The sequence below is a fragment of the Providencia sp. UF-183 genome (assembly GCF_058246155.1).
Genome location: NZ_JBSICD010000006.1, coordinates 49,271 through 61,489 on the forward strand (window position 1 = coordinate 49,271; position 12,219 = coordinate 61,489).

Below are 12,219 nucleotides of genomic sequence, written 5' to 3' on the forward strand. Positions count from 1 at the left end.
ACTAAATCACCTCAACAACGATATTTCTTTTATTTTTAAGATACGCAACGGCATCCGTTAATTTTTCAGTTTCAGGCAGAAATTGCAGATATAAAAAGCCAGCTCCTTGGTTAAATGCGCCTTTTACCAATTTTATCGGCTCATTAAATTGCGAAATTAAGTCATACAGTAAATAGTGACTTTGCTTTTCTTCATCTAAAACGACGCGAATAATCGGGCCATCAGCCAATATTGCCTTTAAGTCTTCTTGGTTATCCGTGGCAATCTCACTTTGTGATAAAAACTGCCGTGTAATTGCATGTTGTGGGTTATGAAATACTTGGCTAACCAATCCTTCTTCAACAATACGGCCTTTATCAATGACCGCCACTTTATTGCAGATACTCTTGACGACCTGCATTTCGTGAGTAATTAACACGATGGTGATGTTCAACTCGCGGTTAATACGCGCTAGTAATTGCAAAATAGTTTGCGTCGTTTTTGGGTCTAACGCAGACGTTGCTTCGTCACACAATAAAACATCAGGGTTGTTGGCAAGGGCGCGTGCAATACCCACCCGTTGTTTTTGCCCACCACTGAGCATGGATGGGTATTCATCAGCTTTATCGGTTAGCTCAACCAATGCCATTAACTCATCAACGCGTGCCTTGCGTTTCTTTTTATCGAACCCTGAAATTTGTAATGGAAATTCAATGTTTTCCCGCACTGTTCGAGACCACAGTAAATTAAAGTGTTGAAAAATCATGCCAATAGATTGGCGTATTTTTAAAACTGCTTTCTCGTCACTGTGAGTAATATTATGTTGCCCAACAATCACTTCACCACTGGTGGTGTCTTCTAACCGATTTAGCAAACGGATGAGGCTACTTTTGCCCGCACCGCTATAACCGATGATGCCAAAAATGTCCCCAGCGGCAATATTGAGGTTGATGTTATCAACCGCCACGGTCTGCTTTTTATTGCGGCTGTAGATCTTGCTGACATTCTTGAGTGTTATCACGCTGATCCCCTTGGATGAATTGGTTATATCATAGATCCAAAAATGGATATCTAGACGTCTATACCGCCAAAGTAATTAGAAATGTGATGAATGTCAAATAAAAGATAGGGATGAGTTAGATGAAAAAAAACTAACGGATTAAATTTTATTTAATGCATTGATTATTAATGACTTATTTTATTTTTAGTCAAGGAAGTAAATAAAGGATAGGGGCTAGTATGAAATAAACCGAATAAATAAAGCCTATTTCATACTCTGGGTAGCGAGGTATTGAGCTTATTTTGACGCGAGGTTACTACTTTCTTTTTTTAGACGAATTGCTAGTTCAACAACCTCTTTTAGGTATAAGTGATGATCCGCGACTTTTTTTAACATAATAGCCCCTAGTGAGAGACCCAATAAAAAAGCTAGACCAAATAAGATAACAATATTGGATTTATCAGTAGTAAGTTGGCCGTTCGTCATTATTTCGCTGAGCTTACCAAAACCAATTGATGCATTTACAGCAGAATAACATAGCGCTAAAAAGGACAAAATAGCGGTTTTTTCACCAAAAAATTGGCTAACTCTTGAGTTCAACCTATCAATTTTTTGTTGAAGCCAATAAGTTGTATATAGGAGTTCTTCTTTCTGATAAATCATAAGTTTTTTTGCATTTTCTTCATCATGGTCAATTTCACAAATGAACTCATTGGCCGTTTCTTTTTTCCAGCTGCGTAAAAATAAATAAAGCTGTATTGTTGGTATAAATAAAATAATGATACCAAATATATTGAATATTACGTATGTACTATAGATGAAGTATAATACTGATTTAGAATTAAAAATATTAAAGTTTTTATATAAAATAATGGATGCAATGAGAAATATAAACAGAGTAATTAATGATTTTATGAGTAATGTGTTGATTTTATTTATTTTTCTATCTGATTTGGTTTTGTAGTTATAAGGTTTAAATGATGACATTTCAGATAGTAATTTAATGATTTGTTTTATTCTTAACATGGGCTCTCTCATTTTTCATAAAGGTTTAATTTAAATTAACATATTGGTTGATGAGAAAAAACACTATTTCAGTATATTAAACTCAGCTTAATATTACATATGGATATGTTTTTCATTGAATAGTTATTTATAATAAATATTTTAATTGAAATTATTTAGTAATAAAATCTTCATCAAACTGACGTATTACCCCCGTAGCATCATCGGCAACGATTAAGTCCCAAAGAGGATACCAAGATGATGCAACATGCTCTCTCTTCATCGAGTGAGTGCTCGGCTATTTTGCCTTTCAGGCAAACGGCGGGTGACTTACCCATGATCGAAATACAAAATTTATCACAGGCTTTTTCACAACAGTATGTCCTTAATGGCATCGACTTAACGGTAGAAAAAGGCACGGTTTTAGCGCTGCTGGGGCCATCTGGCTGCGGTAAAAGTACCTTGCTCAAACTGTTAGCGGGCTTATTGCAACCCACTGATGGCACTATCCAATTGGCGGGCAATATCGTCGCAAGTCCTCACCACCTCGTTCCTCCAGAGAAACGCAACCTCGGCATGGTATTCCAAGATTATGCTTTATGGCCGCACATGACTGTTGCGCAGAATGTCGCGTTTCCCTTGAGAATGCGGGGCGTTGCAGGGCAACAGATTGAAGCTCGCGTGATTCAAGCACTTGAGCGTGTTGGGTTAATAGATTTTGCCAAACGAAAACCTGCGGACTTATCCGGTGGGCAGCAACAGCGGGTCGCACTCGCTCGGGCCATTATCGCTGAACCTGAAATTTTGTTATTCGATGAACCCCTTTCCAACCTCGATATCGCACTGCGCCAATCCCTTTGTGAGGAAATGGCGCAATTACTGAGAACACTGGAAATTACTGCGGTGTATGTCACTCACGATCCCGCTGAAGCCAATACGTTAGCACACCAAATCGCCCATATGCGAAATGGCAAAATTGACCGTTTGACGACCTTATGAAGAGAGAAAATTCCATGCAAAAGTTAACCGCAAAACACGTTTTTTCATTAAAGGGTATTACCATGAGCCTAGGCCTTTCCTGTGCATTGTTTTCTGTTTCAACTCAAGCCATTACGGTATATACCGCAGGGCCTGGCGCGATGGCTAAGCAACTGGCCGCAGGGTTTGAAAAACAAACGGGCACGAAAGTGGATGTATTCCAAGCCACAACGGGTAAAGTGATGGCAAGGCTTGAGGCTGAACAGGCTAATCCACGAGCGGATGTGTTGATTTCCGCCTCATGGGATACCGCGGTTGATTTACAACAAAAAGGCTGGTTGTTGCCTTATGAAAGCCCAAATGCACAACAAGTTCCTGCGCGTTTTAAAACGCCTTATTATGTCGCCCAAGGGATTTCAGCCCTCGGTATTGTGTGGAACAGCAAAAGCGGCACGCCAAAACCAACAGATTGGCAAGATTTAGCGCAGCCTGCATTTAAAGATAAGGTGACGATGCCAGACCCTGCATTATCAGGGGCATCGTTGGATTTAGTTTTAGGATTACAGAATGCCAAAAAAGAGGCGGTGTGGGCGCTTTTTGCTGATTTAAAAGCCAACGGTATGGTGATATCGGGGCCAAATGCTCAAGCATTAACCCCAGTCTTACAAGGGGCTAAAGCCGCCGTATTTGGCGCGGTGGATTACGTGGCTTATGGCAGCATCGCCAATGGTGAATCCATTGAGGTCATTTTCCCAAGTAGTGGCACCGCAATAGCTCCGCGCCCAATGATGATTTTAAAAAGCAGTAAACAGCCTGATGAAGCGAAAGCGTTTATTGACTATGTATTATCACCTGAAGGTCAGGAAATTGTTGCCAATGCATGGCTGATGCCTGCCCGCGCAGATATTGCGGGGAAACGCCCTGATTTCTCAACACTGACATTATTGCCAGAAGCCACAACAGACAGCGCTGAGCGTAGCGATGTTCTCTCGCGTTTAAGCGCCTTGTTCCGTTAGTTTTCTCGATAATAATTAGCAAACCGCTGGGTAGGTCTCTTACCCAGCAGGAGTGTTGTTTCTAATGATAAAAATTCGTTTTCTCCCTTTAATGGTGGTAATTGCGCTAACTATTTTAGTGGTTATCCCACTGTGTTTTATTGTGTTACAGGCGCTGTTTCCACAATTAGGGCAAGGGCTGTTTTCCCAACCGTTTGAACCGATTATTCATCTGCTCAATGAGCCAGAACTCCCTGAACTATTACAAAATACGTTATTGCTCGGTGTCGGCGTTGCTCTCATCAGTGCTGTGATAGCGATCCCTTTGGGGGCTTTACGTGGCTTATTTAACCTCCCATTTGCCAAGGTTTGGGACTTACTTTTTCTGATCCCATTTTTGATCCCGCCTTATATTGCAGGTTTATCATGGATGCTGACATTACAGCCAAATGGGTATTCCCAACAGCTATTTGGGGTTAGCCCAGGAAGCGCAATATTTTCCTTAGGGGGAATGATGGGAATTATGGCGCTGAATTTATTTCCAGTGCTGTATTTTGCGGTCTCACGCAGTATGGCAGCGAATGGTAACCGCCTTGCTGACGTGGCACGGGTACATGGCGCGCCACCTTGGCAGGCCTTTTTCCGTGTGACCCTTCCGTTATCATTGCCCTCAATAGCGGCTGGGTTATTGCTCGTGTTTACCTTAGCGATTGAAGAATATGGCATTCCTGCTGCCATCGGTGCGCCGAATGGGATCCGCGTACTCACAACCGATATTGAACAGCGTTTAGCGGATTGGCCGATTGATTTGCCCGGTGCAGCGTCGTTATCACTGATTTTGGCGAGTGTGGCAATTTTTGCTTATACCTTACAACGCTCGATTGTTTCGGGGAAAAATGTGGCAACGACGACAGGGAAAGCCGCGGCGTTGGTGATGCGTTCCCTAGGGGTATGGCGTTGGCCTGTTGTCGGGGTATTTGCGGTGGTGAGTTTTTTAGCTGTCGGGATGCCGCTACTGGCCATGTTTGGTACGGCATTTTCGTCGACGGTTTCAGGCGGTTTAGCGTGGGATAATTTAACGCTAAGGCATTTTTCTGGCTTGGTTGACGCCCAAGCTGAAGCGCTAGGGGCGTTATTCACCAGTGTGTCTTTAGCGGGTGCAACAGCAATATTGACGGGCGTGTTAGGTTTTTTATCTGCGTGGCTGGTGGTTTCTCAACGTATCCGTGGAGCCGTTATCATTGATGCCTTGTCTTTATTACCTATTTCCATTCCGGGGATCGTGATTGCTGTAGGGATGATTTTAGCGTGGAACCAGTCTTTCTGGCCTGTTACGCCATATCATACTTGGGGCATTTTACTGCTCGCTTACAGTTGTTTGTTATTGCCATACCCTGTTCGCTATTGCAGCGCAGCGCTCACTCAAATTGGTGGCAGTTTAGCGGATGCCGCGCGAGTACACGGCGCATCTGCAATAACGACATTACGTTTGATACTGTTCCCATTGGTTTTACCAAGTTTACTTGCAGCGATGATGTTAGTGTTCGCGGTGGCATCGAGGGAGCTTGTTTCGTCACTGTTACTCGCCCCCGCAGGGATGCAGACGGTATCTATCTTTGTCTGGCGGCAGTTTGAGCAAGGCTCCATCGGCAGTGGCATGGCGATGGCCTGCATTGCCGTATTGATCAGTTTAAGCTTGATGCTGTGCGCACAATGGGTGCAGGGGCGTTATAGCAGAGAATAATGCGGAAGAACTCAAGGTGGCAATATGCCACCTTGATGATATTGACTAGCTTATATCACTTGCATCGTGGCGTTCGCGCACTTGTTGTGCGGGGTCGCCTTGTAGGCGATTGACGCGGCGACCGCGTTGTACCGCAGGGCGTGCATACACTTCATCTGCCCAGCGAATGACATTTTTGTACTCATGCACCGATAAAAACTCAGCGGCGTCATACAGCCAGCCTTTAACTAAGGCGCCATACCACGGCCAAATGGCGATATCGGCGATAGTGTAATTATCACCTGCTACGTATTTATTGTCTGCTAAGCGTTTGTCCAACACATCAAGCTGGCGCTTAGTTTCCATGGCAAACCGATTGATTGGGTATTCGTATTTTTCAGGGGCGTAGGCGTAAAAATGCCCGAAGCCGCCGCCTGCAAAAGGGGCTGAGCCCATCTGCCAAAATAACCACGATAATGTTTCGGCGCGTTCAGGTTGAGCCGTCGGTAAAAAGACAGAAAATTTTTCGGCTAAATAAGTGAGAATCGAACCTGACTCGAATACGCGAATGGGGTCTTTACCGCTTCTGTCGACCAATGCCGGGATTTTCGAGTTCGGGTTGATATCCACAAAGCCAGACCCAAACTGGTCACCTTCGCCAATATTAATCAACCAAGCATCATATTCCGCTTCTTGAATGCCCAGTGCTAACAGCTCCTCAAGCATAATCGTCACTTTTTGGCCGTTAGGCGTGCCGAGTGAATAGAGCTGTAGTGGGTGCTTACCAATCGGGAGTTCTTTTTCGTGTGTTGCACCAGAAACAGGGCGGTTGATATTGGCAAACTTGCCGCCATTACCTTGCTGCCATTGCCATACTTTGGGTGGAATATACGGTGTATCTGCCATTGATTATCTCCTTAATCGTGTCGAAGGATTTGCTTCAATAATCCCATTATTAACGCTTCCACTGTAGCAATCTGCCATCAATTCGCCACCTTTTTTATCGACTTTTGCTGTGTTCAGGATGTGAACCGCACAGAGTGCATGAAACCTACACTTAAACAGCGTGAAATTTTCTCTTTGCATAAAATCCGATTGAAGTGGTTAGGGGGATTGTTAATGCGCACAATCGTTAAGTAAAGAATTGCCCTTAAGTATTTATATCTTAAACGTTAGGCTGGTAACTAAAGGTAAATATTTATCGTGGCAATTAAATTGGCACATTTATATGGCACTTAAGCAAAAAATATTTAACAAATAGATTGTGCAAATAACTAACCCAATTCAAAAAAGGATGTGAACAATATGTGAACATTGGCACTAATTTCATAAGGGGCATTTTATACATTGAATACCAATAAGAGATATCCGTTGGTTGGAGTGTGCCCATGCTTGCGTCAAATTCAAATATTTATCAAAGCCTACTAAACAGGGCAAATACACAGCCTGATGCTGTAGCCATTGTTTTTGAAGAGCAAAATTGGAGTTATCGCCAGTTATTGGTGAAGGTCAACCAAACGATGTTTTGGCTAACATCGACCCTGCAATTACAAAAAGGCGACCGTATTATTTTGGGGTGGGGAAACACCATTGAGTTCTGCCAGTTATTTTATGCAGCGGTAGGGCTGGGAATTCAGGTTATTCCATTAAGCACCAAAATGAAGGAGTTTGAGGGCAAAGAACACCTTGCACGAATTAATGCGGATGCTATTTTTTGGGATGATAGCTATCAGCCGTGGTTGGGCGCATTAAGTACAAAAGGGGTGAGCCTTTCCCAGTGGAAAACATTAACACTGGCAGACGAAATGACGTTTGTTAATCAGGTGAATGAAGAAGACCCCGCCGTCATTATTTTCACATCAGGCACAACGGGTGCACCAAAAGGCGCGGTCATTACGCATAAAAATATATTGTCAGCCATTAGCGCTTACCAACAAACGTTAAAACTAACTGAAAATGATAAAACAATATTAGCGGTTCCGATTTACCATATTACTGGGCTGTCTGCTATTTTGGCTTTATTTATTCATATTGGTGGAACGATTTTCCTGCATAAAAAATTTAATGCTAAAGAGATGATTTCTACTATCGCAAAAGAAAAAATTACTTTTTTACATGGTTCACCTACAGTCTTTATTTTATTAATTCAAAAAATAAAAGAAAATAAGAGTATTAATTTAGAGAGATTTAATTCATTAAAAATGATTGCCTGTGGTGCAGGTCATTTAAATGAAGGGACTATTAAAGAGCTTTCATATATTTTTTCGAAAACATCAATTCATTCGATATATGGTTTAACAGAAACGTCATCCCCTGCAACGGTATATTTAGACGATATCCGAAATAGTCCGAAAAAAGCCAGTTCAGGGACACCTGTTCCGGGGTTAAAAGTAGCGATTAGAAGCGAAAAAGGTGAAGAAAAACCAGCCAATAAAACGGGAAATATCTGGGTTAAAGGAGATGTTGTGATCCAACGTTATTGGCCTGATAGCCCAGCGAATACCACCTCATTTCAGGATGGATGGTTTTTTACCGGCGATATCGGTTATCTAGACGACGATGGTTTTCTTTATATTCAAGATAGAATTAAAGATATGATCAACCGAGGCGGTGAAAAAATTTATTCCATTGAAGTGGAAGATCTAATTTCTAATTACCCGGGTGTGAATGAAGTCGCCGTGATCCCAATCGAAAGCCCGATTTATGGTGAAGAACCTATCGCGTTTATTATTCCAGAAAGCCAAGTTTGCTTAACCAGTAAAGAAATTATGGAATGGCTAAAAGAACGAGTGCCGAATTATAAAGTTCCTGTGAAAATTATGTTTACCCGTAATTTCCCAAGAACATGGAATGGGAAAATAAGTAAGAAAGATTTAAAACAACGATATTACTCTTTAAATAGCTAACAGCTAATTCGTTTTTAATTCATCAAATAAAGGGCTATGAAATATTAGCCTTTAGGTAGGTTTTATCATGAATAATAAGTTTATCTCTAAACAAGAAGCCGCTGAATTAATTAATGATGGCGATACGATTTGTACTGTGGGAATGACATTAACCAGCGCAGCAGAATCTATTTTGTCTGCCATTGAACAGCGTTTTTTATCTGAAGGTTCACCGAAACAATTAACGCTAGTGCATGCCGCGGGGCAATGTAACCGTATTCGCGGTAATCAACATTTTGCTCACCAAGGCATGGTGAAGCGCATTATTGGCTCTCATTGGGGGTTAGCACCCCGCTGGATGCAGATGATTAATGACAATGAAGTTGAAGCCTACTGCTTACCACAAGGCCAAATGGTGCATTTATATGGCGCGATGGCGGCGGGCCTTCCCGGTCGTTTATCCAAAGTCGGTTTAGGGACATTTATTGACCCTGAACTCGAAGGCGGTCGCATGAATGCGAAAACATTAGCATTGCCACCGTTAGTCGAAAAAGTGAATTTCAAAGGGGAAGATTGGTTGTGGTACCCCGAAATTCCACTGGATGTTGTGGTGATCCGCGGAACGCATGCAGACAGTAAAGGCAATTTGACCACCGACGAAGAAGCGATGTCGTTGGAAGTGTTGCACGCAGTGTTAGCGGCAAAACGCTTCGGTGGGAAAGTGATTGCTCAAGTGAAGTATTGCGTGGAAGAGGGCACTTTGCACCCGAAACGCGTTACTGTTCCTGCCAGTTTTATTGACCACATCGTGATTTGCGATAACCCAGAAGAAGACCACCGCCAGTCTTCAAGTTGGTTCTTTGACCCAACACTGTGCGGTGACATCCGCACGCCTGTACAGCAAACCACACCATTGCCGCTCGATATTCGTAAGTTGATTGGGCGTATCGCTTGCCGTTACCTCACTGAAAACTGTGTGATTAATTTAGGGACAGGGATCCCGAATGATGTCATCGGTTCAATTATTCAAGAAGAAGAGGCCACCAAGCGCGTTGATATCACAGTGGAATCGGGCATTTGGGGCGGCGTTCAAGCGGGTGGGATTGATTTTGGTATTGGGCGCAACCTTTCCGCGATGATCAGCCACCAAGACCAAATGCTGTACTACAACGGGGCGGGGGTAGATATCACCTATATGGGGGCTGGGGAAATGGATGCCAACGGCCATGTGAATGCCACTTTACTTGGCAATATCTGCCCGGGAGCGGGTGGGTTTATTGATATCACGCAGAATGCGCGTCACGTGGTTTTTTGCTCAACATTTACTGCAAAAGGGTTAGATATTCGCTGTGAAAATGGGCAGTTAAAGATTATCCGTGAAGGGGATATTCGTAAATTGGTAGACAACGTTAGGCAGGTTTCTTGGAACGCAGATGTGGCACGCCAGATTAACCAAACCATGCATTTTGTCACGGAGCGCGCGGTATTTACCTTGGGTGGGAAAGTGCCTGTGTTGGTTGAAATCGCCCCGGGTATTGACCTTGAGCGCGACATTCTTGCCCATATGGATTTTGTGCCAGAAATCTCCCCTGATTTAAAAGTGATGTCGTCTTCATTATTTGAAGAAGCCCCTTTTGGTCTGGTTTCGTATTTATAGTTTCAATATTAAAGAAGGATTTATTTATGTTAGTCAAAGACAAAGTTGCCATCGTCACAGGTTCTGCAAGAGGTATTGGTTTTGCTATCGCACAGGTGCTGGCAGAAGAAGGCGCCAAAGTCGTGATTTCTGACCTCGCCATGTCCTCTGGCGAAGAAAGTGCAAAACAGTTACAGGATCAAGGTTTTGAAGCCGTGTTTATCCCGTGTGATATTTCCAAACGCGAACAAGTCAACGCGCTGTTTTCCCAAGCTAAAGAACACTTTGGCGCCATTGATGTGATTGTGAATAACGCAGGGATCAACCGTGATGGCATGCTGCATAAACTAAGTGACGATGACTGGGATAAGGTTATCGACATTAACTTGAAAGGTACGTTTAACTGCATGCAAGAAGCGGCCAAACTGATGCGCGAGCAAGGTAGCGGCCGTATTGTGAATATCTCTTCAGCGAGCTGGTTAGGGAATGTGGGGCAAGCTAACTATGCTGCTTCAAAAGCCGGTGTTATCGGTTTAACGAAAACCGCTTGCCGCGAATTGGCACGTAAAGGTGTCACCGTCAATGCTATCTGTCCCGGGTTTATTGATACCGATATGACCCGTGGTGTGCCTGAAAAAGTATGGGACATCATGATCAGCAAAATCCCAGCAGGTTTTGCAGGTGATCCGCGAGACGTTGGGCAATGTGTGGCGTTCTTGGCGTCAGATAAAGCGCGCTATATCAATGGCGAAGTGATTAACGTTGGCGGCGGCATGGTGCTGTAGGAGAACAGAATGAAAAACGCAAATGATATTGTGATTGTTAGCGGTGTAAGAACAGCGATCGGTACCATGGGTGGCAGTTTTGCGAACACGCACCAACACGATTTAGGGGCTGAAGTGATCCGCGAAGCTGTAAAACGTGCAGGGATCGCGCCAGAAGATGTGGATGAAGTGATCGTCGGAAACGTGGGGCAAATCGCAGAAAGCGGTTTTATTGCACGGATTTGCCAATTACGTGCAGGTTTACCAAAAGAAACAACGGCTTATTCCGTTAACCGCCAGTGTGGATCGGGGCTACAAGCGCTGGCAGATGGCATGATGTTGTTGCAGACAGGGCAGTCGGATGTGGTTGTGGCATGCGGAACCGAAAATATGACCATGCTGCCGTACTACTTGCGTAAAGCGCGTTATGGCTACCGTATGGGCAATGATGTTTTAGAAGATGGGTTGACGTCGATTTTAACTTGGCCTGAAGGCCCGTATCACAACGGAATGACGGCGGAAAATGTTGCGGAGCAATTTAATATTTCCCGCGAAGAAATGGATGATTTTGCATGGGATAGCCAGCAAAAAGCATTGAAAGCTATCGAAGCTGGCTATTTTAAAGATGAAATTCTGCCGATGGAAATTCAAGAAGGGCGCAAAGGAACGCGTATTTTTGATACGGATGAACACCCTCGGGACACACCAAGAGAAAAATTGGCGAAATTGCGCCCCGCATTTAAAGCCGATGGTGTGATTACCGCAGCGAACTCGTCAGGGATCAATGATGGCGCCGCGGCATTGGTGATGATGCGCCGCGAAGAGGCCGAAAAACGCGGTTTGAAACCACGAATGAAAGTGGTGGATTGGGCGGTTGCGGGCTGTGAAGCTGCCATTATGGGGTTTGGTCCTGCACCCGCGACACGCCGCTTGATGGAAAAATTGAAGATGGATGTCAAAGACATTGACTTGATTGAGTTAAATGAAGCTTTTGCTGCTCAAGCGATAGCTGTTATGAATGATTTGTCATTAGATAGTTCACGGGTCAATGTGAATGGCGGGGCGATTGCTTTAGGCCACCCAGTTGGGGCGAGTGGGGCAATTTTACCGGTTAAATTAATGTACGAAATGGAACGCCGTCAGGTTGCTACAGGGTTAGTGACGATGTGTATCGGTGGTGGTCAAGGGATATCAATGTTGTTCGAAAGAGAATAAGAAATACTGCAAGCAAAAAGCCCGACGTGGGGCGTCGGG

The 12,219-nt window shown here is 43.8% G+C and carries 10 protein-coding genes; 7 read left to right on the forward strand and 3 right to left on the reverse strand.

Translation table 11 applies throughout. From position 1 onward, the window contains the following. Position 1 precedes the first annotated feature (1 nt). Together AC4IFT_RS07235 and AC4IFT_RS07240 are read right to left on the reverse strand one after the other, a co-directional pair. Positions 2-1,000: a methionine ABC transporter ATP-binding protein gene (locus AC4IFT_RS07235; protein ID WP_490750970.1), complete on the reverse strand. Its 999-nt coding sequence runs from the start codon at positions 998-1,000 to the stop codon at positions 2-4. Between the two features lie 276 nt (positions 1,001-1,276). After that, on the reverse strand, positions 1,277-2,005 hold the full coding sequence (locus AC4IFT_RS07240) for a hypothetical protein (RefSeq protein ID WP_490750971.1): 729 nt from the start codon (positions 2,003-2,005) through the stop codon (positions 1,277-1,279). Positions 2,006-2,245: 240 nt separating this feature from the next. On the opposite strand from AC4IFT_RS07240, the gene AC4IFT_RS07245 reads away from it, so the two are divergent. The 3 genes from AC4IFT_RS07245 to AC4IFT_RS07255 all read left to right on the forward strand — a co-directional run bounded on the left by AC4IFT_RS07245 (position 2,246) and on the right by AC4IFT_RS07255 (position 5,701). Next, a complete protein-coding gene (locus tag AC4IFT_RS07245; RefSeq protein ID WP_490751059.1) occupies positions 2,246-2,983 on the forward strand; it encodes an ABC transporter ATP-binding protein in 738 nt (245 codons plus the stop codon). 62 nt (positions 2,984-3,045) lie between these two features. After that, a complete protein-coding gene (locus AC4IFT_RS07250; RefSeq protein WP_490751060.1) occupies positions 3,046-3,978 on the forward strand; it encodes an ABC transporter substrate-binding protein in 933 nt (310 codons plus the stop codon). Between the two features lie 64 nt (positions 3,979-4,042). Beyond that, positions 4,043-5,701 (forward strand): ABC transporter permease, encoded by a 1,659-nt coding sequence (locus tag AC4IFT_RS07255; RefSeq protein WP_490750972.1) that lies wholly within the window; start codon positions 4,043-4,045, stop codon positions 5,699-5,701. A gap of 45 nt (positions 5,702-5,746) precedes the next feature. Here the strand turns inward: AC4IFT_RS07255 and yghU are convergent, their stop codons facing one another. Then, on the reverse strand, positions 5,747-6,586 hold the full coding sequence (gene yghU, locus AC4IFT_RS07260; RefSeq protein ID WP_490750973.1) for a glutathione-dependent disulfide-bond oxidoreductase: 840 nt from the start codon (positions 6,584-6,586) through the stop codon (positions 5,747-5,749). 482 nt (positions 6,587-7,068) lie between these two features. Between yghU and AC4IFT_RS07265 the strand changes: the two genes are divergently transcribed. From AC4IFT_RS07265 to AC4IFT_RS07280, 4 genes are all read left to right on the forward strand, one after another. Continuing rightward, on the forward strand, positions 7,069-8,586 hold the full coding sequence (locus AC4IFT_RS07265) for a class I adenylate-forming enzyme family protein (RefSeq protein ID WP_490750974.1): 1,518 nt from the start codon (positions 7,069-7,071) through the stop codon (positions 8,584-8,586). A gap of 67 nt (positions 8,587-8,653) precedes the next feature. Then, positions 8,654-10,222 (forward strand): acyl CoA:acetate/3-ketoacid CoA transferase, encoded by a 1,569-nt coding sequence (locus tag AC4IFT_RS07270; RefSeq protein WP_490750975.1) that lies wholly within the window; start codon positions 8,654-8,656, stop codon positions 10,220-10,222. A gap of 26 nt (positions 10,223-10,248) precedes the next feature. After that, positions 10,249-10,986, forward strand: coding sequence for a 3-oxoacyl-ACP reductase FabG (fabG, locus tag AC4IFT_RS07275; RefSeq protein WP_206083349.1), 738 nt, complete (start codon positions 10,249-10,251; stop codon positions 10,984-10,986). 9 nt (positions 10,987-10,995) lie between these two features. Next, positions 10,996-12,180 carry a thiolase family protein gene (locus AC4IFT_RS07280; RefSeq protein ID WP_219244771.1) on the forward strand — a complete coding sequence of 395 codons (1,185 nt, stop codon included), beginning with the start codon at positions 10,996-10,998 and terminating at the stop codon, positions 12,178-12,180. Positions 12,181-12,219: the final 39 nt, after the last annotated feature.